Here is a 26,053-nt window from a genome sequence, read left to right as displayed (position 1 = left end):
CGAAGGCTGTTAGTCTTGCGGACAGGGCAGCGGGGTTGATGCTGGCAATATTGTCGCTCATCGGCTGATGATCAGCCATTAACCCTCGCACTCGAACCCCACCCGGGCTTTAACCCGGAATGGTGGCTCCCGCGTTAGTCTTACCAGCAGATTGATGTGCGCGTTTAACCCATCGGGGCGCGCGTTGCGGTATTGGTAGGATGACAACCGGGGCGTGAATTCATGCGTACTACAACGGCTCTTGTGATTCTGATTGGAGCGTCTTCCGCCGCGCTCGCCAGCGAAGGCTTCGAGATCGTCATTCCGCAGCGGCCCGGCGTGCCCGTCGTCATCAACGGCATCGATGCGTCCTACGCCGTCGTCGAAGGCCAGTACGGTCTTGGCAGGGGCAACTACATGCAGCCGACGATCTATGGCGGCCGGCCGGTCGAGCCCGAGCCATATGTTGGCCATTACTATCCAACCCTCGGAGCAAGGCCCGGCTATGGCCGGATGGAGATCGAGCCGCCGGCCGATCGCAAGCTGCCGAAGCCGGCCGAGAGCTATTCCCGCTCGTGGGGCGCCCAATCCCAGATGCAGCCGCCGGAGCCGGCGGTGCCGATGTATCCGCCTGCCGTCATCCTGGCTCCGCCCGATGGTGATCCTCGCGGCTATCCCAATCGGCCGCCGGCCTACCGCCGCTAGCCAGCAACTCACCATCGACAGCCAGACCAAGCAAGAACAGATCAACAGGAGAGAGTTATGCGTGGAGTAGTTTCAGGACTTGTCGCCATTGCCGGCCTCGCCGTCGCCGGCAGCGCGCCGGCCGCGGCCTGCGGCGCCACCGCCTGCGGCCCGTGCGGCTACGCCGCGCCGTGCGCGCCGCAGGTCACCTATCAGCCGACCGTGACGTACCAGCCCACGGTGACGTATCGGCCGCAATATTTCTATCAGCCCGGCTACACCTACACCTACGGCCATGGCTGCGGCGCCTGCGGTGCGAGCTATGAGCGGCTGCCCGAGCCGACCCGGCAGTATTACTATGTCAACCAGGGCCCGACCTACAGCGGTCCTGGCGCCTTCGCGCCGTATCCTGCCTATGAGGAGCAGGCGCTTCCGGTCTACAGCTATCATCACCGCCGCCACGCCTATCGCTGGGGCGCTTCGCCTTATTATCACGGGCAGCGCGTGCTGCGCCGCTATTACTGATCAGACGGACGTTCGTTCGCGCCAACGCCCGTGCGCCTCATGCGCGCGGGCGTTTCGTCATTTTGACATCAAGCCGAGCCGGCTCGCGCCGATATAGAGCGCGAGCACGGCGGCATTGGAGACGTTGAGGCTCTTGATCGCGCCGGGCATGTCGAGCCGCGCCACGACGCTGCAGGTCTCGCGCGTCAATTGCCGCAGGCCCTTGCCCTCGGCGCCCAGCACCAGTGCGAGCGGCTCGCGCAAGGCGACCGCCGCGATGTCCTCCTCGCCCGCGCTGTCCAGCCCCACCGTCTGAAAGCCGCGCTCGTTCAGCCGCGTCAGCGCGCGTGCGAGGTTCTGCACCGTGATGATCGGCACCAGCTCCAGGGCGCCCGATGCGGACTTGGCCAGTACACCGGTGGCCTCCGGACTGTGGCGGGCGGTGGTCACGATCGCCTTTACGCCGAACGCCGCTGCCGAGCGCAAGATCGCGCCGACATTGTGCGGGTCGGTGATCTGGTCGAGCACCAGGATCAGTCCCTCGGCCGCGAGCGTGTCGATGTCCGGCGAGGGCAGGGGCTCGGCCTCCGCCAACAGGCCCTGGTGCACGGCGTCCGGACCGAGCCGCTGGTCGATCTGGCTGGGGCGCACGATCTCGGGCGTCACCCGCGTCTCGATCCGCTCGTCGGCAAGCCGCCTGGCGGCGTTCTCGGTCAGGTAAAGCTTGCGAATCCGCCGCTTCGGATTGGCGAGCGCCAGGGTCACGGTGTGCCAGCCATAGAGAATGACGGGCGCATCCGAGTCCTGGTCGCGCTCCCGCCACGGCTGGGGGCGCTCGAATCCGCGCGGTTTGCCGGAGAATTTACCGCCCGGACGGCGAAAAGGGGGCTTTCGGTCGCGTTCGCTCATGGCCCGAGCTTCTGTCACGGCCTGCGGATTCTGGCAATTTGGCACCGCTGAGACGGGAAAATTCGTCGTCCCTTGGTTGACTTCGAGGGCCGGGTTCGATCATAAGGGCCCCGGCCGCGCGCGCCCGCTCCTTCGGGCCCCGCGGTCTTACCGTCTCCATGGCGCTGATGGTCCCGACGCTGCTGTTCCGCGGCCGGCCCGAATTGCCATCGATACGGGGGAGTGTCCCGAGTGGCAAAGGGAGCTGACTGTAAATCAGCCGCCTCATGGCTTCGCAGGTTCGAGTCCTGCCTCCCCCACCATTCACTGCCTCTCAGCTCCACGAGATTTTTCGAGGACAATGGACCCCATTGGCCATTGCTTCCCTGCAGACTATGCGTCGAAATATATGGGTCGCATCTGGGTCTGCCGGCCGGTCGTGATCTTCATTGGATCCTTCGTTGTCCGCGATCCCTGGGCGGCGATCGCTCACGGCTGTCGTGACGACGCGCCAGAACCCAGGCTTCCGACATCTGCGGGGCCGACGTGGCAATGGCGGGCGACTGATCGCCTGTTGCCGTTCCGCCGTCTCGGGTTGAGGGCCCCGGCTGCGACATCTCAGTTAATGCCGCGGAAGCGGTCCATATTGAAGATAAACACGAAAAACTCGACATTCTCTGACGCGAGATTTTTCTTTATGAAATAAATAGCTGACTTTAAATCACCGCCTCAGCCTCACGTCATCCCCACGACCTTGATTTCGCTTCAGATTCTGAAATCTTTGCCCTGAGGAATATGGCGGAGCGTAGCTATTCTGCCACAACCGGGCGGCTTTTCGCCGCAAATGTGGCGAGTCACATTGCGAGCCGATCTCGGGTTTGTTATCGGTTCCCTATGTTGAAGATCGTATATACACCCATTTTCATATGTGTTGTGGGAATGAGCTTTAGCCCGGCATTGGGCGCTGAGCCGTTCACCATCCAGGACGCCATCAACCAGGCGGTGAAGACCAATCCCGGTGTCGGAGAGGCCGCCGCCAATCGGCGGGCCACCGAAGCCGAGCTTCGCCAGTCCCAGGGGACGCTGCTGCCGCAGGTCCGGCTCGATGCGAGCGCCGGACCGGAGATGCTCAAGCAGTATGTCTCGCCGGCGCCGAGCAACAATGGCCGCTACCTGCGCGGCCGCGAGGCCGGCGTGGTGGTCCGTCAATTGCTGTTCGATGGCTTTTCCTCGATCAATGAAGTGTGGCGACAGGCCGCGCGGGTCGATGCCGCCGCGTACCGCGTGCTGGAGCGAACCGAACTGATTGGTCTCGATGCCGCCGAAGCCTATGTCGACGTGGTGCGCTACTCCAGGCTGGTCGCTCTGGCCGAGAAGAACCTCAAGGTTCATCTCGAACTGCGCAAGAACGTGCTGGCCCGTTTCCAGGGCGGCCGGGCCGGCGAGGGCGACACGCAGCAGGCCGAGGAACGGGTTGCGGCAGCGCAGGCCGTGCTCGAGGAATTCCGTCTCAGCCTCGAAGTGGCGCGCGCGAAGTACCGCAAGGTCGTCGGCGTCGAGCCTTATAACCTGCGTTTCCCCGGCCGGCTGTCCGACATGCCGCGGGACAAGGCGGAATCGCTCGACATCGCCTACAAGTTCAATCCGACCCTGCGCGCTGCCGCGGCGGATGTGACGGCCGCCAAGCGGGGATTCGATGCCACCACCGGCACCTTCCTGCCGACGCTTTCGCTCGAAGGCCGCGCGACGACCGGCAAGGAATCGATCACCTACAACAATCGTTACGACGAGGTCAGCGGCAAGGTCGTTGCATCCTGGGATATCTTCAACGGCGGCCAGAACAGCTGGCGCCGCGAAGAAGCCGCGCAGCGGATGATCCAGGAGCAGCAGAAGCATGCTCGTCTGCAGCGCGATGCGCTGGAGTCGATCGACAAGGCCTGGGCGGCCCGGATCATCACCGCCGATCGCGTCTCAGCTCTTGTCCGCGATGTCGAAGCGGCCCGCCGCACGTTCGTCGCCTACAACAAGGAGTATGAGCTCGGCCAGCGCACGCTGATCGATCTCTTGAACTCCCAGAACCAGTACTTCAACGCCAACGTGTCGCTGGTGTCGGCGCGCGGTGTGGTGGTGTTTGCCGACTATCAGCTGCTCGCCGCGATGGGCCAGATGCTGAACTACCTGAAGACCGGGCATCCGCCGGAGACCGAGCCGGTGGACACGCCGAGTGGCTTCATCGGCTACAGCCTGGCGCCCATTCGGCTGAGTGCGCCGGCGCCCGGACCGCAGCCGCTGAGCTCCGCCGGTCCGGTGCCGATGTTCGGCCTGCATGACGGTACGCCGAAGCATCCCGCGCCGATTACCTTTGGCGATCGGTGGGCCTCGAGCGATCCCGAGGATACGACGCTGTTCGTCGCGTCCGGAAAATACGGCGGATACGCTCAGAGCCCCAACGGGCACGCGCCGAAATAGGTGAGACTAACAAGAGCCGGTGCATGTCGCGCCGGCTTTTCACCATACGCATTTACTTTGCGCTGAGTTTGTCGCGAAACACCTGTAAAAATCTCAGAAAAGCCAAGTGCGGGCCAAAGAATTAGGCTAAGGCAAATTATTAGCAAGAAGCAATGGGTGCCGGTCCGCGTTGCTCGGTGGGCCAGATGGATTTCCGAGGCGTCGTTGAACATTCGTCCGACAAGGTTCGAGCTCGAAGAGACGGCGCACGTGATGCCCCAGATGAGCGCAGCCGCACCAGCAGCTGATCCTCTCAGTGACAGTCTGCTTTACCTCGCTGCTCATCACGGCCGCGCCCTGAGCCGCAGCGCGCTGCTGTCCGGATTGCCGCTCGACAGCGGCGTGCTCAGCATCGCGCTCTACGAGCGCGCCGCGCAGCGGGCCGGGCTCGAGGCGCAACTGGTCGAACGGCCGCTGAGCGATATTCCCGCGCTGGTGCTGCCCTGCGTGCTGATGTTTCACGACGGCACCACGCGCATCCTGCTGACGATCGACGAGGCCGCCGGCCGTCTCACCATCATCGATCCTTCGCGCCGCGAACAGCCGGCGATCGAGCGCTTCGAGGCGGTCGCGGCGCGGTATGTCGGCTTCGCCTATCTGGTGCGGCCCGCCACAATTGCCGATCCGCGCGTGGCGGCAGCCGGTGAAGTGCCGAAGACGCACTGGTTCTGGTCGGTGGTCAGCCGCTTCGGCGCCAATTACGGCCATGTCGCGATCGCCGCGTTCATCGTCAACATCCTGGCGCTGGCCGCGCCCCTGTTCACGATGAGCGTCTACGACCGCGTGATCCCGAACGGCGCGATCCCCTCGCTGGTCGCACTCGGCGTTGGCCTCATGTTGGCCATCGGATTCGACTTCCTGCTCAAGGTGGTGCGCAGCCGCATCATCGACATGACCGGAAAGAAGATCGACGTGGTGCTCGCCGCGAACATCTTCGAGCACGTGATGTCGCTGAAGATGGACAAGCGGCCGCCATCGGTCGGCATCCTCGCCAATCAGCTCCGCGACTTCGATTCGGTGCGCGAGTTCTTTACCTCCGGCACCGTGGTGTCGGCGACCGACATGCTGTTCGCGGTCGTGTTCATCATCGTGCTGTTCATCATCGCCGGTCCCATCGCCTGGATTCCGCTGCTGATGCTGCCGGTGATGATCGCCGTCGGGCTGCTGATCCAGCGGCCGCTCGAACGCGCGATGCGGCAGATGCAGGCGCAATCCGCCGCGCGTCACGGCATTCTCGTGGAATCGCTCAACGGGATGGAGACGGTCCGCGCGGTGGCCGGCGAGAGCCGGGTGCAGACGGTGTGGGAGCGTTCGGTGGCGGCGCAGGCGCGCTCCAGCGAGGACGTCCAGTTCTGGGCCTCGATGGCGATGACAGCGGCGAGCGTCGCGAGCCAGTTCTGCAGCCTGCTGCTGGTCGTCGTCGGCGTGTTCCTGATCCTCGACGGCAAGCTCTCGGTCGGCGCGCTGGTGGCGGCCAACATGCTGTCGGGTCGCGTGCTCGGTCCGATCGCAGGCATCGCCGGCCTGATGACGCGCTTCACCCAGACGACGTCGGCGTTGCGCTCGATCGACCGGCTGATGTCGCTGGACCGTGAGCGTCCGCCGGAGAAGATCTACGTCGCGCGCGAGATCAACCAGGGCCGCATCCAGTTCAAGAATGTCAGCTTCTCCTATCCGGGAAGCCAGACCAAGGCGCTCGACAACGTCTCCTTCGACATCAAGCCCGGCGAGAAGATCGGCATCATCGGTCGCGTCGGCTCGGGCAAGACCACGGTCGGTCGCCTCGCCACCGCGTTCTATCCGCCGACCGAAGGCAGCATCCTGATCGATGGGATCGACATCCAGCAATACGACCCGGCCGATCTGCGCGCCGGCATCGGCTTCGTGCTGCAGGATACCGACCTGTTCTACGGCAAGCTGCGCGACAACATCACGCTCGGCCGTCCGGCGGCGACCGATGAGGAGGTGCTGGAGGCCGCGCGGCTCGCCGGCGTCGAGACCTTCATCGCCGGTCATCCGCAGGGCTACGAGATGATGATCGCCGAAGGCGGCCGCAGCCTGTCGGGCGGGCAGAAGCAGGCGATCGGGCTCGCGCGCGTCCTGATCCGCAAGCCGCGCGTGCTGTTCCTCGACGAGCCGACCGCGCATTTCGACGTCCGCAGCGAGGGCGAATTCCTCGAGCGCCTGAAGTCTCTGGCCAAAGGCGAGATGTCCATCATCGTCTCGACCCACCGACCGTCGTTGTTGTCGCTGGTCGACCGCATCCTGGTATTCGACTCCGGCAAGATCGTCGCCGACGGGCCGACCGCGCAGATCCTCACCATGCTGCGTCCGCAGCAGCCCGCGGCGGCGCCGGCCGCGAGCCACGCGGTGAAGCCGGTCCAGGGGACGAGGTGACATGGCGCACAGCGATTTCGCGTTCTCCAACGACATCAGGGCTGCCGTCGAGCTGCGCACGCCGAAGACGGCGCGGATGCTGCTGCTCGCCTCGCTCGGCCTGTTCTTCACCTTCCTGATCTGGGCGCATTTCGCCGTGCTCGACGAGGTCAAGCGCGGCAACGGCAAGGTCGTGCCGTCGCGCCAGACCCAGGTGGTGCAGTCGCTGGAAGGCGGCATCATCGCCGACCTCCTGGTGCAGGAAGGCGCGATCGTCGAGAAGGATCAGCCGCTGGCGCGCATCGAGGACACCAATTTCGCCTCGCAGTTCGGCGAGATCCGCGAGCGCCGCGGCGCGATGGCGGCCCGGGTGATCCGGCTCGCGGCGGAGACCGAGGGCCGCAGCCCGGTCGAGTTTCCCGACGACCTCGTCGCCGACGCCCCGCGCGCGGTGCAGACCGAGCGCGCGGTGTTCGACGCCCATGCACGCAAGCTCGCGCAGGACATCGACGTGGTGCAGCAGCAGGAACAGCAGAAGAGCAAGGAGATCGACGAGCTCAGGGCCACCGAGAAGCGCTTCTCGGAGACGCTGGCGCTGCTCAATCGCGAGCTGGGACTGACCCGCAAGCTGTTCGACCAGAAGGTGGTGCCGGAGATCGAGATGCTGCGCGCCGACCGCCAGGCGACCGACATGCGCGGCCAGCTCGCGGTGGTGCAGGCGAGCATCGTGAAGACCGAGGCGGCGGTGCAGGAGGCGCGCTCGCGCCGGCTCAACATCGTCACCGCCTTCCGCGCGCAGGCCGAAGACGATCTCGCCAAGTCCCGCGGCGATCTCGCAGTGCTCGACGAGAACATCAAGTCGGCCCAGGACCGGGTGCGGCGCACCGAGCTGCGCTCGCCGGTGCGCGGCATCGTCAACAAGCTCAACGTCACCACCATCGGCGCGGTGGTCGCGCCGGGCGCCAGCCTGATGGAGATCACGCCGCTCGACGACACGCTGCTGGTCGAGGGCCGCATCCGTCCGCAGGACATCGCCTTCATCCGTCCCAACCACGAGGCGGTGGTCAAGCTCAGCGCCTATGATTCATCTGTGTACGGCTCGTTGCACGGGCGCGTCGAGCGCATCAGTGCCGACACGATCACCGATGAGAAGGGCGACAAGAACGAGCGCGGCGAGACCTTCTATCGCGTGATGGTGCGCACCGAGAAGAACCATCTCGGCACCGCCCAGCAGCCGCTTCCGATCCTCCCAGGCATGGTCGCGACCGTGGAGATCCTGACGGGCAAGAAATCGGTGCTGGACTATCTGGTCAAGCCTGCCCGCATGCTGCGTGACGAGGCGCTGCGCGAGCGCTGAGCAGGCGTCCGCGCGAGCGCACCGAAACCGGGGTTCTCCACGAAAGCGCGTGTGACCCAGAATGCCGCTGCGCTCATCCGGGGCGCCCCGTGCGGCGGACAGCGTTGCCAAAATCTGAATCGTTCAAATGCGACGCGATTTGGTCGGCCGTGATTAGTCGCGTTCGCAGCTTGGCGGCGAACATCACCGCGGTTTAACCGGCCCGCAGCAGCGCCGGCCCTATCCCTGATCCGATAACAACCGGGACAGGGATCGACGCGATGACGTCGGCCGATGCCCCGGAGCATACGGGGCGTCACTGATGTTGCGGATCGATCGGCCGCGGGTTCTCCCGCGCGCGCTGGGACTTGCGCTGGTGTTGTCGGTCGTGGCCGGTTGTGCCGGCGCTGCGTTCGCCGAGACTTCAAATCGTAGATCTCCGCAAGGCACTGCGGATGGCGCGCTGCCGGTACCGCCGCCCGTCCGTTTCTTCACCATCAATGCCGTGCTTGCCAAGCATGACGGCCTGCGTCGCTCCGCCTCCGCTGCTGTGGAAGTCGCATCGACCGACCCGGCCGGGCCTGCGGGATCAGTCAGCGACGCTCCGCAGGGACCCGCGGTCGCGACTCCCAGCGACGAGCCGTTCGGCCTGATGACGTTCCGCGCACCCGAGGGTGTGCTGTGGGTGAAGTGGCGCGGCATTCAGGGGGCGATGGCGAGCGAGCGGATCTCGGTCGAACGTTGCAACCGCGATGACGCGCGCTGCTCGGCCTCGGAGCGCCTCTTCGTCGCGCTGACCCGGTCGGCGTCTGCGGTGAGCGACGGCCGCACGCGCGCGGAAATGATCAATCGCGGCGTCAACCAGGCGGTGCGCTACGTCAGCGACGATCAGCAACACGGCCTGCCGGACGTCTGGAGTTCGCCACTGCAGACCTTGCGCAGTGGACTCGGTGACTGCGAAGACTACTCGATTGCCAAATACGCGCTGCTGCTGGCGGCGGGGACGCCCGAATCGGATCTCAAGCTGCTGCTGGTCCGAGACCTCGCCGTGCGGCAGGATCACGCCGTCGTCGCCGTGCGGCTCGACGGCAAATGGTCCGTGCTCGACAACCGGCGGGCCGCTCTGATGGAAGGCCGCGATCTGCAGTCCTTCATGCCGTTGTTTGCCATCGATCACCGCGGCGTCAGCCTGTTCGCTGCGCCCTATGCCGAGCGGCTGCACCACGAAAGCGAGAGCGACGTCACGCCGGCGGCGGAGGCCGACATCGGCGGCGGGAATCCGGGGCGGCCGCTGCTGCTCTGAATGTCGCAGGTGAACGGCTTGTAGCCGAGGTCATTTGCGGTCTTAATGCGCGCAGGGAAGCTGGCGAGCAGGGGGCTGCGGTGAATATCAAGCAAGTCATGGTTTGCGGGGCATTGGCCTTGTCGGCGATCGGTGGATTCATCGGCGGTGCACAGGCTCACGCGGTGATGCTGCCGGGCGCTGCGTTTTCGATCGCCTGCGAGAATGGCGGCAGCTACGTGCTGCGCTCTCGTCCCGTGCTCGCGCCGGGCGAGATCGTTACCGCGCAACTCTACCTCCATCCTCACCGTGCGATTCCGGTCCGTCTCGTCCCGATGGGCGACGGCTATCGCTATGCGGGCCGCGGCGTGTGGCTCGATGGCATCGGTGACCAGGCATTGTTGTATTTCCGCAAATACGAACCGGTGGCCTGCGTGGTCAGTCGCATCTGAGGCAATCTGCCGCGACTTCGACGCTCCTCAAGAATAGTTCCTGCCTTTCGCAAATAATTCGCGAGAGGCCGGTTCCATTTCGGCCGTTTCATGGCGGCAAGCTTTTATTCCCAACAGCGTGCGTGTTGTTCCCCAAGTATTGTGTGATCGAATAACTGCCAATTAGCAGTAATTCTCCGGGCTCTGTCTCCATTTATTCTTGTCGTTCCGCCCCTGCCTCGCGGGGGACGGAAGCATAGGCACAGCCTTGTTTCCCTTCATAAATGCCGCTGCACTTGACTGCATTTACCCAAAGTCCCTAAAATCCGATTAACAAGAACCGGTAATATTGACCCGTATTCTCGTTTAATAATAGTTTAACGATAGAAATGGAGCGCCACCAAAGCGCCCCATATTTGGAGGTTTTGGCGCATGAATGCTCCTGTCCTGCTGGCCCAGTTGACCGGCACGTCCACGCAGCCATCCAGCGCCTCGGCCAAGCACCTCAAGATCGGGAAACCGCCGGGCAACCAAGCCGTTACGGTTCATCTCGACGGCCAGAGCCAGATCGATTTCAGCGATATCGCCAGCGAGCGGCTGACCTTCGTCAAGATCGGCGACCGCCTGATCATCCTGTTCGACAATCAGTCGACGGTCTCGATCGACCCGGTTTTCGACGCCAACGGCGCCCCGCTGAAGGACGTCAGCTTCGAAGTCGGCCCCGACCGAATCATCAATGGCGATCAGTTCGCCGAGTTGTTTCCGATCACCACCGACCAGTCGGTGCTGCCCGCCGCGGGTACGCCCGGTGCGCCCGGCGTGCCTGCCGGCGCGAACTTCGGGACGTTCAAGGTCGACCCGCTGACCGTCGGCACGCCGCTCGGGCTGCTGGGACCCGAGGACTCCACCACCAAATTCGGCGACAACCCGGTCACGCCGAATCCGACGCCAATCGCCGGCGTTGCCGACAGCGTGGTGCTCAACGAGGACGGCCTGTCCGAAGGCCGGCCCGGCGGCAGCGGCGACATTGGCGGCGCGGTGACGAGCTTCACCGGTTCGCTGAACGTCGACTTCGGCACCGACGTGATCGGCCGCGCCTTTGCGTTCGCGGCGTCACAGCCTGGTCTTGCCGGGCTGACGTCCGGCGGCCAGGAGGTGCATTTTGCGATCACCACCGTCAACGGCCAGCCGGAGCTGATCGGTTATATCGGCAGCGATCCCTCGATCGTCGCCAACCAGGTCTTCACCGTCACGCTCGACGCCAACTCGACGATCGCGGGGACCTACACGGTCACGCTGCTGCAGCCGCTCGATCATCCGGTCTTCGGCACCGAAGACACGCTGAATCTCACCATCAACGTCATCGCCATCGACGGCAGCGGCGACACCGCGCCGGTGACGATCGTGATCGGCGTCAACGACGATTCGCCGGTCGCCGGCACCGTCGAGGCGATCAATGTCGCCGAGCACACCGGCGGCGGAAGCGAAGGCGGCGGCGAGAGCGAGCTCTTCGCCAAGGTCGTGGGCGGCGACGGCTTCGAGCCGACCACCGCGAGCGTGGACCTCAACATCGGCTGGGGCGCCGACAACGGCAACAGCAAGGTCGATGGCGGCTCCAACGGCACCGTGGTCGACGGCGACCGCTCGCTGGTGTTCGATGCGTCCGAGATCGCGACCTTGCAGGCGCTGGGCCTGACCTCGAACGGCGAGGCCATCTCCTACACGCTGTCGGCCAACGGCACCGAGATCATCGCGACCGCAGGCGAGGGTGAGGGCGCACGCACCATCTTCACCGTGTCGCTGTCCGACACCGGCTCCGGCAGCGCCACCTTCACGCTGTCCGACAATATCGACCACAACGGCGCCAACGACGCCTCGCTGCCGCTGACCTTCAAGGTGGTTGCGACCGACGCCGACGGCGACCCCGTCAACAGCGCCTTCACCGTCAACGTCGCGGATGACGGCCCGAGCTTCGGCGAGAAGCCGAGCTATTCGGTGGTCGACGAAGACGGGCTCGGCAATGCCGGCAACAGCTACGCCGACGGCCATGATGCCTATGGCGAAGACCTGACGGTCACGGATACGCTCGGAATCCGCTGGGGCTCCGACGACGCCAACAACAATGTCGACGGCGGCATCAACGGAACGCCGGTCAATGGCGACCGCGCCGTCACCTTCGCCGCGAACGTGGCGGCCTCGCTCGAGGCAAAGGATCTGACCTCAGACGGCTTTGCCCTGCGCTACGAGGTGTCGGGGAACGGCACCGTGCTGACCGCCTATCGCTATGATGCCGCGCACGAGACCTATGTCGACGCCAACGGCAAGCCGCTGGAAGGCGAGGGCCTGTCGGGCGCCGTGGTGTTCACGGTGTCGCTGTCAGACCAGGGCCATGGCTCCTATACCTTCGCGCTGTCGGGCAACCTGGATCACCCGGTGCACGGCACCGAGGACGACATCACCCTCAACATCGGCTTCGTCGCGACCGATTCCGATGGCGATGCCATCACTGATACCTTCACGGTGAAGGTCAATGACGACGCACCGAGCTTCGGCGAGAAGCCGAGCTATTCGGTGGTCGACGAGGACGGCCTCGGCAACGCCGGCAACAGCTACAAGGACGACGGCGACGCCTATGGCGAAGACCTGAAGGTCACCGATACGCTCGGCATCCGCTGGGGCGCCGACAGCGCCAACAGCCATGTCGATGGCGGCATCGATGGCACGCCGGTCAACGGCGACCGCGCCGTGACCTTCGCGGCCGACGTGGTCGCGACGCTCGACGCCCAGAATCTCACCTCGAACGGCTTCGGTCTCACCTACGTCGTGTCCGAGAACGGCACGCTGCTGACCGCCTATCGCTATGACGCCGAGCACGAGACCTATGTCGGCGCAGACGGCAAGCCGACGGATTCGGCCCACGCGACGGTGTTCACCGTGGCGCTGTCCGATCAGGATCACGGCTCCTACACGTTCGAGCTGAAAGGCAATCTCGATCACCCGGTGCACGGCACCGAGGACGACATCACGCTCAACATCGGCTTCGTCGCCACCGATTCCGACGGCGACGCAGTCACCGACAGCTTCACCCTGAAAGTCAACGACGACGCGCCGGTGTTCGGCGATGCGCCGAGCGCCGGCGTGGTCGACGAGGACGGCCTCGGCAATGCCGGCGACAGCTATGCGCAAGGCAGCGACGTCGCCGGCGCCGATCTCACGGTGACCAAGACGCTCGCGATCCTGTGGGGTGCCGATAGCGCCAACAGCCATGTCGACGGCGGCATCGATGGCGCCCCGGTCAAGGGTGATCGCGCCGTCACTTTCGCCGCCGACACCGTTCCCTCGCTCGAGGAACTGGGGCTGACGTCGAACGGGATTGCGCTGAGCTATCAGGTCTCCGAGAACGGCACGCTGCTGACCGCCTATCGCTACGACGCCGCCCACGAGACCTATGTCGACGCGAACGGCAAGCCGACGGAGGACCTCGCCAGCGCCGCGGTGTTCACCGTCTCGCTGTCGGATCAGGACCACGGCTCCTACACGTTCAATCTCACCGGCAATCTCGATCATTCGGTCCACGGCAGCGAGGATAATCAAGGGCTGTATTTCGGCTTCGTCGCCACCGATTCCGACGGCGACGCAATCCACGGCAGCTTCAATGTCGAGGTCAACGACGACGCTCCGGTGTTTGGCGAGCGCGTCAGCTACTCCGTGGTCGACGAGGATGGTCTCGGCAATCCCGGCAACTCCTATTCGGACGGCAAGGACGCAGCCGGCGCCAATCTGACGGTGACCGATTTCCTCGGCATCCGTTGGGGCGCCGACAGTGCCAACAGCCATATCGACGGCGGCATCAACGGTACGCCGGTCAATGGCGACCGCGCCGTCACCTTTGCCTCCGACGTGATCTCGACGCTCACCGGCCAGCATCTGACGTCGAACGGCGTCGCGCTGACCTACACCGTGTCCCCCGACGGCACGCTGCTGACCGCTTACCGCTACGATGAAGGGCATCACACCTACGTCGACGGCGAGGGCCATGCCACCGGTGATCCGGCCAAGGCTGGGGTGTTCACGGTGTCGCTGTCCGACCAGGGGCAGGGGTCCTACAGCTTCACGCTGATCGACAATATCGATCATCCGGCCCACAACACCGAGGACGACGTCACGCTCACCCTCGGCTTCGTCGCCACGGATTCGGATGGCGATGCGGTCTCCGACACCTTCACGGTCAAGATCAACGACGACGCGCCGGTGCTGAACCGGGAGATTGCGACCGGCGTGGTCGATGAGGACGGGCTCCCGACCGGGCTCGCGGGCGGGTCTGGCGACGTCCCCGGCCAGAACACCGTCGCAACGGGCGATCTCGGCATCTCCTGGGGCAGCGACAGCGCCAACAATCTCGGCAATGTCGGGATCACCGGTGCGTCCCCGGTGAACGGCGACCGCGCCGTCACCTTCGCGTCCGACGCCACCACCACGCTCGCCGCGCAGCACCTGACCTCGAACGGCGTCGCGTTGACCTACGACGTCAGCGAAGGCGGCACGTTGATCACGGCCTACCGCTTCGATGGACAGCATTACATCGACGGCAACGGCAACTGGACCGGCAACAAGGCCAATGCCGCCGTGTTCACAGTGAAGCTGTCCGACCTCGATTCCGGATCCTACAGCTTCACGCTGCTCGACAATCTCGACCACCCGGTGCCCAACACCGAGGACAGCATCGCGCTGACATTGAAATACGTCGCCACGGATTCCGACGGCGACCAGGTCAGCGGCACGTTCAAGGTCAGCGTCAACGACGACAGCCCGGAGGCGCATACCGGGACGGCCAAGAGCATCAGCGAAGCTGATCTCAACGCTGGCGGTGGCGATTGCGGTCCCGATTTCGGCGGTCACGATGGCGGCAGCCGCGATCCCCAGGTGACCGGCGCGCTCAACATCAAATGGGGGGCCGACAACAACGACAGCGGCGCCGCCGATCGCTCGGTTCGCTTCGCCAATACGTCCAACGCCGCCGCCGACGTCCATGTGACCAACGGCAGCGACGTCGGCCTCAGTGGCCTGACGTCGGACGGTCAGCAGGTGAAATACGCCTTCGATCATGGCGTGCTGGTCGGCTACACCGGCAACAGCCTCAATTCCGGTCAGCGCGTGTTCGAGGTCTCGCTCGATGACGACGGCACCGGCACCTACACCTTCAAGCTGCTCGGCAATCTCGATCATCCGGCCGGGCAGGAGAGCAACGTCGTCAAGCTGACCTTCGATTACACCGCGACCGATTCCGACGGCGATTCGAGCAGCAGCACGTTCACCGTCACCGTGGTCGACGACGTCCCGACGATCGGACACGCCGAGAGCGAGACCGTCAGCGAAGCCAACCTGCCGACCGATCTCTATGACGTCCTGTTCCCGGATTCGCCGTACTCGACGGTGCAGACCGGCCGTCTCGCGATTTCCTGGGGCGCCGACGACAATGATTCCGGCGCGACCAACAACCGCTCGGTGGCGTTCTTCAACACGACCGCACCGGACGGGCTGACGTCGAACGGCTATGCGGTCAGCTATGTGGTCTCGTCCGACGGCACCACGCTGAGCGCGGTCACCACCGATCACCGCACCGTTTTCACCGTCACGCTGAGCGATGACGGCGACGGCAGCTACAAGTTCACGCTGCTCGACAACCTCGATCATGGCAAGTCGGGCACCGACAGCCTGGCGCTGAGCTTCGGCTTCAAGGCCACCGATTCCGACGGCGACAGCGCCGCGAGCAGCTTCACGGTGGCGGTGACGGACGACGTCCCGACCGTCGGCTGCCCCGAGGACGAGACCGTCAGCGAGGCCAGCCTGCCGACCGACGGCTACGACACCAGCCATCCGGATGCATCGAACTCGACGGTCCAGACCGGCAACCTCGACATCTCCTGGGGCGCCGACGACAACAATACGGGTGTCGGGCACAACCGCGCGGTGGCCTTCACGACCGCCGCCGGTGCCGCGGGCCTGACCTCCGACGGCTCGGCGATCAGCTACACGATCTCCGGCGACGGCACCTTGCTGACGGCGGTCACCGCGGATCACCGCACCGTCTTCACCATCCAGTTGTCCGACAGCGGCGATGGAAGCTACAAGTTCACGCTGTACGACAACATCGACCACCCGGCGTCCGGCCAGAACGATGACAGCCTGCCGCTGACGTTCGGCTTCAAGGCCACCGATTCCGACGGCGACAGCGTCACCAGCAGCTTCAAGGTCACGGTGCTCGACACCGCCCCGGTGGCGGCGGCCGGCGATGCCAGGACCGTCGACGAGGACGATCTGCCGGGCGGCACCGATGTCTCCAAGGAGCCGACCGCGATCAGCGGCGACCTCAACATCAGCTGGGGCTCCGACGACAGCAACAAGACCTCGGGCGGCGGGCTCGGCGACCGCTCGGTCAGCTTCCGCTACACGAGCGCAGGCGCGAATGTCGACGCCGAGGACAGCGCAGGCCGCAATCTGGCGCTGACGTCGGACGGCCAGACGGTGAAGTACAGCTTCGAGAATGGCGTGCTGGTCGGCTACACCGGCAGCGATCTCGCCCACGGCACCCGCGTGTTCGAAGTGTCGCTGAGCGACCAGAACGACGGCTCCTACAGCTTCAAGCTGCTCGGCACCCTCGATCATCCCGCCGGCAGCGGCGAGAACATCGTCAAGCTGTCCTTCAGCTTCACGGCGACCGATGGCGACGGCGACACGTCCAGCAACAGCTTCACCGTCTCGGTCAAGGACGACGTGCCGGTGCTCGGTTCGCCGACCGCAGCGACGGTGACCGAGAACACCACCGGATCCGCCGGGGCGGAGGTGTTCCAGACCCAGACCGCGGCCAGTGTCGCGCTCAACATCAATTGGGGCGCGGACGACAACAATTCGGGCGCGGCCAATCGCAGCGTCGCGTTCGATAGCGCGATCCATACCGGCGACGTGGTCAAGACCACCGGCGCAGGCAGCCCGACGCTGACGTCGAACGGCACGGCGGTGCAGTTCATCCGCGTGTCGGACACCGAGATCTGGGGCGTCGCCAACGACAATGGCGGCCAGCTCACGACGAACGACCGCAAGGTGTTCCACATCACGCTGTCCGACGACGGCTCCGGCAGCTACACCTTCGAGCTCCTGGACAATGTCGATCACGTCGGCTCGGGCCAGACCAATGCACTGTCGCTGAAGCTCGGCTTCACCGCGACCGATGCCGATGGCGATACCGCCTCCGGCGGCAACTTCACTGTCACCATCAATGACGACAACGGCCGGCCCGCGATCGGCACGGCTGATGCCGGGACCGTCGACGAGGATGGGCTTTCCGGCGGCAACACCGGAGCGGCCACCGGCGACGTCGCCGGTGCCAATGTCACGGCCAACGGCTCGTTGGCGATCTCCTGGGGCGCCGACGACAACAACAGCGGCAGCGTGAACCGCGCGGTCGCGTTCAGCGGCATCACCAACGGCCAGAACGCCACTTCGGACGCGGGCTCGCTGACGGTCGAGGGCGTCCAGGTCAAGCTCTGGGTCGTCGGCAATACGGTCTATGGCTACACCGGCAGCAATCCGACCAACGGCAACCCGCCGTCGGTGGCCAGCCAGGTGTTCAAGGTCTCGCTCGATGATTCCGGTGCAGGCAGCTACAGCTTCACGCTGCTGAAGCACGTCGATCATCCGGCCGGCCAGAACGAGAACGACGTCAAGCTGACCTTCGGCTTCACCGCCACCGATGCGGATGGCGACAGCGCCAGCTCGTCATTCGCCGTGACGATCGACGACGACACCCCCGTCGCGACCGCGACGGTGTTGAGAGCGGCGGTCTACGAGAGCGAGCTGCCGAACGGAACGGTAGTGACCGCGACCGGCAACCATGGCGGCGACCTCAACGGCGACGGCAACGGCAACGATTCCTACTTCACCGGTAATCTGAGCTCGCTGGTGTCGTTCGGCGCCGACAGGCCCGGCACCTATACGGTCGAGAAGACCAACCTCGCGCCCGAGCTGCTGTCGCTGACGTCGGGCGGCGTGGTGCTGACCTACAGCATCGGGGTCGACAACACGCTGATCGCCAAGGCTGGCAGCGTCACGATCTTCGAGTTCCAGGTCGATGCCAACACCGGCCAGTATTCGTTCCGTCTGAAGGGCGCGCTGGACCATGTCGGCACCGGCCATGACAACACGCTGACGCTCGACCTGTCGACGGCGGTGACCGCCACCGATTCCGACGGCGATTCCGTTGCGCTGCACGATCAGATCATCATCACCGTCAACGATGACAGCCCGCAGTCGCAGGACGTCGACACCGTCGCGATCTCGGAGGCAGCCGGCAGCGTCTCGACCGGCGCGGTCGATCTGCGCATCACCTATGGAGCCGATGGCGACAGCTCCGGTCCGTCGGTGACGTTCCTCGGCGCGTCGCCAGTGCGCGCCTACGATGCGGCCAACCACCAGCTCTCCGGGCTGACCTCGCTCGGCTTCGGTCTGACCTACGTCATGTCGGCCGATCACACCACGCTGACCGCCTATCGCATGAGCGGTGGCAGCTACATCGGCCAGAATGGTCTGGTGACGGGCAACGCGGCTGATGCTGCCGTGTTCACGGTGACGCTGTCGGAGGCTGGCACCGGCTCCTACAATTTCACCTTGCTGCAGCCGCTCGATCACCCCGCGCCGATCGGGACCTCGAGCGCCGCCGACCAGTATCTCGACATCAATTTCGCCTTCGCGGTCGAGGATCGCGACCACGACGTCTTCACCAACAATTTCACTGTCCGGGTCGATGCTGCCGGCACGGTGACGACGACTCGCTATGACGCGCCGAACTCGCCTGTGTTCGTCAATCTCGGCGACAGCTCGGCGACGGTCCTCGGCGAGACGGTCGGGGCTCACAGCGTGACCGACCGCGCCGCGGTGACCGACAAGGTGGTCGGCACCGACAAGCTCGGCGGCGTGACCGAGGCCCACGGCTCAAATGGCGACGACATTCTGGTCGGCGGCAACGGCGTGGGCGGCGATGTCCTGTATGGCGGCGCCGGCAACGACATCATCATCGGCGGAGGAGGTGGCGACCGGCTGTTCGGCGGCGCCGGCAACGACACCTTCCTCTACACGGTGGGCGACGGCAGCGACGTCATCGACGGCGGCTCGGAGTCTGGCACGACCTTTCCGAACTACGACGTGCTCGCGATCACGGGCGATGGAAATGCGCGCAATTTCACCATCGGCAAGACCTCGACCGGCACCGAGATCAATCCGACGCTGAATGATCCCTCCGCCAGCAACGCCACCGACATTCTGGTGCGCTATGACGGTCCGAACGGAGCGACCATCCGCGCCGACGAGATCGAGCGCATCACGATCACCGGCGGCACTGCCAGCGACACGGTGACGATCACCGATATCAGCGGCACCGCGATCGCGCCGTCGACCATCGTGTTCAACGGTGGCTCCGGCAACGACACGCTGGATCTCTTCCGGTTTGCCGGCAACACCAGCGTTGTGTCCGACGGCGGATCTGACACCGACACCGTGAAGTTCGGCTTCAAGTTCGCCGAGGCGACCTACACCAAGGTGTTCGCCACCGACGGCGTGACGCTGATCGGCGTGCAGGTCACCCACAACGGCCTGACCGATACGTTCACGAACTATGAGAGCTTTGCCTTCACCGACGGCACGCGCACGCTGACCGGCGTCTTCAACACGCCGCCGGTGGCTCATGACGACGCGGTGCAAGCGAGCGAGGACAGCCCGCTCACGGTCAACGCGCTGCTCAGCCTGCTCAACAACGACACCGACGTCGACAACAACACCTTGACCGTCAGCGGCGTGTCGAACGCGACGCACGGCACCGTTTCGCTCTCCAACGGCAATCCGGTGTTCACGCCGGACAAGAACTTCTCGGGCGTTGCCGGCTTCGATTACACGGTCAGCGACGGCGATGGCGGGACCGCGACCGCGCATGTCACGGTCGACGTCGCACCGAAGGCGGACGCGCTGACGCTGGGCTTCATGGATCTCGGCCCGGCCTCGGGTGCCGAGGACACCACGATAAACCTGAAGCTCATCAGCGCCGCCGTCACCGACACCGACGGCTCCGAAAGCCTGCGGCTGCTGATTTCGGGCTATCCGGCCGGCGCGACCTTCTCGGTCGGCCATGCTGGAACCGGCGCTGACGCCGGCAAGTGGGTGATCGATAGCGCCGCCGCGATCGCCGCGTTCGACAGCCATCCGCTGCAGGTCACGCCGCCCGCGAATTACAACGGCACGTTCTCGCTGTCGGTGGTCGCGGAGGTTACCGACCAGGCTACGTTGTCGGACGGCAACGTCCACACCGACGTCGTCAACACCGCACTGCAGACGATCGATGTCACGGTGACCCCGGTCAACGACGCGCCGCAGATCCATGCGCCGGCGCAGGTGACGACGAACGAGGATACGCCATTCGCCTTCACCGGCGCGAACGCGTTCTCCTTCTCCGATGCGGACGGCGATGTCGTCGAGTCCGTGAGGTTCGACATCTCCGGCGGCACGTTCGCGATCCCGTCTCTCGGCGTCTACAACGCCAGCCAGACGCTCTCGATGAGCGGGTTCAAGATCAGCGATCTGAACACCTATCTGGCGTCGGCGGTGTTCACGCCGGCCGCCGACAACGACGTGACGGGATCGGTCACGATCACCATCAACGACAACGGCAATGTCGGCGGCGGCAATCTGAGCGCGACGCAGACGATCACGATCAACATCAACCCGATCGAGGATGCTCCCACGGCCGTAGATGACACGGCCAGCGTGAACGAGGACACGACGATGACCGTGTCCAATGCGGTGCAGGGCGTTCTCCACAACGACCGCGACCCGGATACGGGCGACACGCTGAGCGTGGTGGCGGGCGACTTCACGACGGCCAAGGGCGGCACGATCCATTTCAATGCCGACGGCACCTATGTCTACAAGCCCAAGGCCGACTTCTATGGCGCGGATACCGTGGATTACACGGTGCGTGATGCGGCCGGACAGACGGACACCGGCACGCTGACGATCAACGTGGCGCCGGTGAACGATGCGCCGGAGATCCATGCCCCGACGCATGTGACGGCCAATGAAGGCGCCTCGTTCGCCTTCACCGGAGCGAACGCGATCACCTTCTCCGACGCGGACGGCGATGTCGTCGAGTCCGTGAGGTTCGACATCTCCGGCGGCACGTTGTCCATTCCGTCGCTCGGCGTCTTCAACGCTGAACAGACGCTCTCGATGAGCGGGTTCAAGATCAGCGATCTGAACACCTATCTGGCCTCTGCCGTCTTCACCCCGAACAGCGACCATCCGGGGTCGGTCACGATCACCATCAACGACAACGGCAATGTCGGCGGCGGCAATCTGAGTGCCACCCAGACCGTCAGCGTCGAGGTCATCCCCGCCAACCACCCGCCGGTGGCGAACTCCGACACCCATGCGGTGCTGGAGGATGGCAGCCTCAACATCTCGGCGGCGAACGGCGTGATCCGCGGCTCGACCGGCGGCTCGGTGGCCGACAGCGACGTCGACAACCCCGTCAGCTCGCTCGTCGTGTCCGGCGTCGTGGCTGGCACCGGCAGCGTGACGCAGGGGGCGGGCGTCGGCACCTCGATCGAGGGCGCCTACGGCCATCTGACGCTGAATTCGGACGGCTCCTACACCTATGTCGCCGACAAGGCCGATGCGCTGGCGGCGGGCGTGCCCGCGGTGGACACCTTCACCTATACCGACAAGGATCCGTCGGGCGCGGTGTCGAACACCGCGACGCTCAAGATCACGGTCACCGGCGTCAACGACGCGGCCGTGATCAGCGGTGACGCCACCGGCACCGTCGCCGAGGAGGGCGGCATCGCGAACAGCCAGAGCAGCCCGCTCTACGGCATCGCCCGCGGCGACCTCAATGCGACCGACGTCGACGGGCACAACGATGTGTGGCAGGCGACGTCCTCGAACACGGCCAACGGCTACGGCTGGTACGACATCGGCAGCGATGGCAGATGGACCTACGGCATCTATAATAACGACCCGAGAATCCAGGCGCTGAAGGAAGGCGAGACCACGCTGACCGACAGCTTCACGGTCTACACGGAGGACGGCACCGCCAAGACGGTGACGATCCAGATCCTCGGCAACAATGACGCGCCGGTCCTGCAGAACGCGCTGACCGACCGCAGCTCGGCGGAAGATCAGCCGTTCAGCTTCACCATCCCGTCGAACACGTTTGCCGATGTCGATGGCCGCTTCGATGGCACCGCGAACCCGCTGACGCTGTCGGCGAACCTCAGCGACGGCAGCAACCTGCCGGCGTGGTTGCACTTCGACGCCACGACCGGCACCTTCAGCGGCACCCCGCCGGCCAATTTCGCAGGCACGGTCAACGTCACGGTCTACGCCAGCGACGGCGAATATGCAGTCTCGGACGCCTTCACGCTGACCATCACGCCGGTCAATGACGGCGCTGCGAGCGTGACGATGTCGGGCACGGCGACGCAAGGTCAGACGCTGACCGCCAATCTCGGCAGCGATCCGGATGGTGCCGCGTCGAACGTCGTCTATCACTGGCTGCGTGACGGCGCCGTCATCAACGGCGCGACGGGCTCGACCTACACGCTGGGCTCCAACGACGTTGGCCACAAGATCTCGGCCAACGTCACCTACACCGACGGCCAGGGCTTTGCCGAGAACGTGACCAGCGGCCAGACCGGCTCAGTCACGGCGCCGAACCACGCGCCGACCTTCGGGGCGGGAACGACCACGGCAAGCGTCACGGAGGACGCCTCCTATGCGGCGCCGAGCGGCAACCTGATCCAGAACGGCTCGTTCGGCTACTACAACGGCAACTTCTACACGCTGGATGCGTGGACGGTCGGGGGCGCCCATGCCGTCACCGTCGTGGGCGGCCGCACGGACGGCGGCTCGGCCGATTTCTACGGCGCATCGAGCTCGATGAGCCAGACCATCAGCACCGTCGTCGGCGTGACCTATACCGTCGACTTCTACGTGATGACCTACGGCACGGCCGTGACATCAGCCGTTGATGGAACAACCCTTCTGACGACGAGCGCCTGGAACTTTGGCTGGACGGAGCAGACCTACCAGTTCACCGCGACCTCGACGTCGACCACCATCAAGTTCGCGAGCGGCGGCGGCGCCGTCATCGACGACATCTCGGTGCAGCCCAGCACGGTCGTGACACCGGGAGTGGAGCAGGCGTCCGGCGCGATCGCCTTCACCGACGTGGACGGCGATGTCCAGACCGTGACCTACACGACACCGGCCGGCAGCAACTACTACGGCTCGTTCAGCGCCACGGTCGACAATACCGGCCACAAGGTGAACTGGACGTTCGCCGTCAATGACGCCGACATCCAGTCGCTGCGCGCCAGCGACCATATCGATCAGACCTATACGGTGAAGATCGATGACGGTCACGGCGGGACGACGATGCAGACCGTCACCGTTACGGTGAACGGCGTCAACGATGCGGCGTCGATCGCGGGCATGGCAAGCGGTGCGGTCAAGGAGGACGCCACGCTGACGGCAGGCGGGACCCTGACGGTCACCGACGTCGATAGCGGAGAAGCCCAGTTCCAGACGCCGGCTTCGCTGGCGGGGACGTATGGCACCTTCACCTTCAATGCGGTGACAGGCGACTGGGGCTATACGCTGAACAATTCGGCTGCCAACGTGCAGGCGCTCAACAATGGCGACGTCAAGCATGACACGCTGACGGTGAAGTCGGTCGACGGCACGGCCAGCCAGGTCATCGACGTGACCATCAGCGGCACGAATGAGCCCGCGCCGCTGGCCGTGGTGGACACCACGAGCGCCGACGGACGCTATGCGCTGTCGAAGAACAGCGACTCGCCGAACGTGATCAGCCTGGACGCGGCGACGCTGTTCTCGGGCGGAATGGGGACGGTCACCTACACCTACAGCCTCGTCTACAGCTCGACCGGCGACGACAGCTGGATCCACCGGACCGGCAATCAGTTCACCGGAGATCCGAGCAACAACGACGCGGGCCTGTATGTCTACAAGGTCACGGCCACCGACTCGGTATCGTCCGTATCGACCTATCTGGCCTTCAATGCGCTCGACAATGGTGCGCTCAACCTCACCATCAACTCGCTGTCGGACAAGTCGTGGGTGGTCGGTTCGGCCCCGTGGCTGTCCGGCTACAGCGCCAACGACGGCGACGCGATCACCGCCACGGTCGACAACCCGCTCGAGGCCAATGCCAACAACGGCTACGACGTGATGATCGGGTCGAGCGGCGGCAACAACTTCAACGGCGGTGCCGACGACGACGGCATCTACGGCCTCGGCGGCAACGACACGCTGCTCGGCGGCGCCGGCAACGACTACATCAACGGCGGCGCCGGCAACGACTCCATCCGGGGCGGCAGCGGCAACGACGTCACCATCGGCGGCTCCGGCAACGACACCTTCTATTGGGGCGTCAACGACGGCGTCGACACCGTCGACGGCGGCATCGGCACCGACACGTTCGTCATCGAGGGGACGTCGTCCCAGGATCTGATCTATGTCACGGTTGCCGGCGGCGTGATCACCGACGTCAACGGAACCAAGCTCAGCAATATCGAGGCCGTGACCGCCGATCTCGGCAGCAGCAGCAGCGATACCCTGACCTACATCACCAGCGAGGACGTGACGGTCAATCTCGGCGCCGGCACGGCCACCGGCTTCAGCTCGATCGCCAATATCGAGCGCGTGACCGGCGGCTCGGGCGACGACATCCTTATCGGCAGCAGTGCTGTCAACGCGATCAATGGCGGCGATGGCGACGACATCATCCGCGGCGGCGGCGGCAACGACACCATCGATGGCGGGGCAGGGATCGACCTGCTCGACTTCTCGGATGCGACGGCCGGCATCACCTTCACGCTGACGCAGAGCAGCAGCAACACTACCGGCCCGACCTTGTCCGGGATCGGCCAGGACACCTACAAGAACATGGAAGGCGTCATCGGCTCGGCCTATGACGACGTCATCAACGGTTCCTCGAGCAACGACGTCCTGATCGGCGGCGCCGGCTCGGATAAGCTGACCGGCAATGGCGGATCGGACACGTTCAAGTGGAACGCCGGTGATCTCGCCGGCGGCGGGCTCGACACCATCCTGGACTTCCAGACCGGCACATCCGGCGACGTCATCGACCTCTCGGGCCTCTTGGCCAGCGTGTCCGGCAACCATGCCGACGCGGTGCGCTTCGTCGACAGCGGCGGGCACACCAGCCTGGCCTCCGCCAACGGCAGCGGCGTGCTGAACAACGGCGACCTGACGCTGCAGATCAACGCCGGCTCCGGCTGGACCAACGTCGCGACGATCAAGGACACCGGCGGCAACCTCACGGCCGGCGACGACGTGATCAAGATGATCATCGACAACAGCCACGCCCAGACGCAGGTCCACGTCTGATCCGGTCGGCTTGGAACAGCAGAAGCAAAGGGCCGCCCATGAGGCGGCCCTTTTTCATGGCTGGAGGCGGCGGCGCGCCGATGCGCTTCGGCTCAGATCTTCTGCCCTGCCGGCCCGACGCCGACGTTGATCATGATCCGCTGCACTTCGGTGCGGCCCTGCGGGAACTTGACCTCGAGCGTCACCGTGTCGGTGCCGGCGAAGTCGGCCTTCGACTGATAGAAGGCGATGAAGCCCGGCACTTCCAGGGCGAGGCACTGCTTGTAGTTGGTGGCGCTGACCTTGCCGCGCTTGATCGTGACGGTGCCGTTGCCGGGCGGCGACACAAGGCGGATGGCGGGAAGGGGCCCGGATGAGCAGTCGGGCTGGACGTTGAGATAGATGCCGACCTGGATCGGCTTGCCGGCGACGCCCTTGGCGTTGCGCTCGACCGTGGTCTGAGCGGGACCGGGCGCGGGAGCAGGCGTCTGAGCTTGCGCCGAGGCTGCGGTGGCCGCCGCCAGCAGCGCCGCGACGGCTATTCCCGCGAACGCTCCCCGCCATTCTCCTCGCAACAGGTTCATCACCGTCCTCAGCCCCGCATTGTCC

General features: G+C 65.2%; 10 protein-coding genes and 1 tRNA gene. 9 read left to right on the top strand and 2 right to left on the bottom strand.

Features of this window, described 5'->3' with window-relative positions:
- The first annotated feature begins 222 nt into the window (after positions 1-222).
- Both ACQR0W_RS00250 and ACQR0W_RS00245 read left to right on the top strand, forming a co-directional pair.
- Positions 223-684 carry a hypothetical protein gene (locus tag ACQR0W_RS00250; protein ID WP_315714639.1) on the top strand — a complete coding sequence of 154 codons (462 nt, stop codon included), beginning with the start codon at positions 223-225 and terminating at the stop codon, positions 682-684.
- A 57-nt stretch (positions 685-741) separates the two neighbouring features.
- The gene (locus tag ACQR0W_RS00245; RefSeq protein ID WP_315749495.1) at positions 742-1,188 is read left to right on the top strand and encodes a hypothetical protein; all 447 of its coding nucleotides are present in this window, start codon (positions 742-744) and stop codon (positions 1,186-1,188) included.
- A 57-nt stretch (positions 1,189-1,245) separates the two neighbouring features.
- On the opposite strand, the gene rlmB is transcribed toward ACQR0W_RS00245, so the two are convergent.
- Positions 1,246-2,076, bottom strand: coding sequence for a 23S rRNA (guanosine(2251)-2'-O)-methyltransferase RlmB (rlmB, locus tag ACQR0W_RS00240; RefSeq protein ID WP_315714637.1), 831 nt, complete (start codon positions 2,074-2,076; stop codon positions 1,246-1,248).
- Between the two features lie 216 nt (positions 2,077-2,292).
- On the opposite strand from rlmB, the gene ACQR0W_RS00235 reads away from it, so the two are divergent.
- The 7 genes from ACQR0W_RS00235 (at position 2,293) to ACQR0W_RS00205 (ending at position 25,465) form a co-directional block, all read left to right on the top strand.
- Positions 2,293-2,378, top strand: a tRNA-Tyr gene (locus ACQR0W_RS00235).
- A gap of 616 nt (positions 2,379-2,994) precedes the next feature.
- Positions 2,995-4,524 carry a TolC family outer membrane protein gene (locus ACQR0W_RS00230; RefSeq protein ID WP_315729346.1) on the top strand — a complete coding sequence of 510 codons (1,530 nt, stop codon included), beginning with the start codon at positions 2,995-2,997 and terminating at the stop codon, positions 4,522-4,524.
- 252 nt (positions 4,525-4,776) lie between these two features.
- Positions 4,777-6,960 carry a type I secretion system permease/ATPase gene (locus ACQR0W_RS00225; protein WP_315749497.1) on the top strand — a complete coding sequence of 728 codons (2,184 nt, stop codon included), beginning with the start codon at positions 4,777-4,779 and terminating at the stop codon, positions 6,958-6,960.
- A 1-nt stretch (position 6,961) separates the two neighbouring features.
- Positions 6,962-8,296 (top strand): HlyD family type I secretion periplasmic adaptor subunit, encoded by a 1,335-nt coding sequence (locus ACQR0W_RS00220; RefSeq protein ID WP_315749499.1) that lies wholly within the window; start codon positions 6,962-6,964, stop codon positions 8,294-8,296.
- 301 nt (positions 8,297-8,597) lie between these two features.
- Positions 8,598-9,578, top strand: coding sequence for a transglutaminase-like cysteine peptidase (locus ACQR0W_RS00215; protein ID WP_315749501.1), 981 nt, complete (start codon positions 8,598-8,600; stop codon positions 9,576-9,578).
- 119 nt (positions 9,579-9,697) lie between these two features.
- Positions 9,698-10,009, top strand: coding sequence for a hypothetical protein (locus ACQR0W_RS00210; RefSeq protein ID WP_315749503.1), 312 nt, complete (start codon positions 9,698-9,700; stop codon positions 10,007-10,009).
- A 411-nt stretch (positions 10,010-10,420) separates the two neighbouring features.
- Positions 10,421-25,465: a VCBS domain-containing protein gene (locus ACQR0W_RS00205; RefSeq protein ID WP_316170235.1), complete on the top strand. Its 15,045-nt coding sequence runs from the start codon at positions 10,421-10,423 to the stop codon at positions 25,463-25,465.
- Between the two features lie 92 nt (positions 25,466-25,557).
- Here the strand turns inward: ACQR0W_RS00205 and ACQR0W_RS00200 are convergent, their stop codons facing one another.
- Positions 25,558-26,028, bottom strand: a complete 471-nt coding sequence (locus ACQR0W_RS00200) for a hypothetical protein (RefSeq protein WP_315714971.1) — start codon at positions 26,026-26,028, stop codon at positions 25,558-25,560.
- Positions 26,029-26,053: the final 25 nt, after the last annotated feature.

This window comes from Bradyrhizobium sp. HKCCYLRH1034 (assembly GCF_051168375.1).
In the GTDB taxonomy this organism is placed as follows: Bacteria; Pseudomonadota; Alphaproteobacteria; order Rhizobiales; family Xanthobacteraceae; genus Bradyrhizobium.
The sequence above is the reverse complement of the archived record's forward strand: the minus strand, read 5'-3'. Positions and strand labels throughout refer to the sequence as shown.

Excerpts from the sequence above, each read along its gene's own strand:
- ACQR0W_RS00250 (WP_315714639.1), top strand. The coding sequence starts at position 223 with ATGCGTACTACAACGGCTCTTGTGATTCTGATTGGAGCGTCTTCCGCC.
- ACQR0W_RS00245 (WP_315749495.1), top strand. The coding sequence starts at position 742 with ATGCGTGGAGTAGTTTCAGGACTTGTCGCCATTGCCGGCCTCGCCGTC.
- rlmB (WP_315714637.1), bottom strand. The coding sequence starts at position 2,076 with ATGAGCGAACGCGACCGAAAGCCCCCTTTTCGCCGTCCGGGCGGTAAA.
- ACQR0W_RS00230 (WP_315729346.1), top strand. The coding sequence starts at position 2,995 with ATGAGCTTTAGCCCGGCATTGGGCGCTGAGCCGTTCACCATCCAGGAC.
- ACQR0W_RS00225 (WP_315749497.1), top strand. The coding sequence starts at position 4,777 with ATGCCCCAGATGAGCGCAGCCGCACCAGCAGCTGATCCTCTCAGTGAC.
- ACQR0W_RS00220 (WP_315749499.1), top strand. The coding sequence starts at position 6,962 with ATGGCGCACAGCGATTTCGCGTTCTCCAACGACATCAGGGCTGCCGTC.
- ACQR0W_RS00215 (WP_315749501.1), top strand. The coding sequence starts at position 8,598 with ATGTTGCGGATCGATCGGCCGCGGGTTCTCCCGCGCGCGCTGGGACTT.
- ACQR0W_RS00205 (WP_316170235.1), top strand. The coding sequence starts at position 10,421 with ATGAATGCTCCTGTCCTGCTGGCCCAGTTGACCGGCACGTCCACGCAG.
- ACQR0W_RS00200 (WP_315714971.1), bottom strand. The coding sequence starts at position 26,028 with ATGAACCTGTTGCGAGGAGAATGGCGGGGAGCGTTCGCGGGAATAGCC.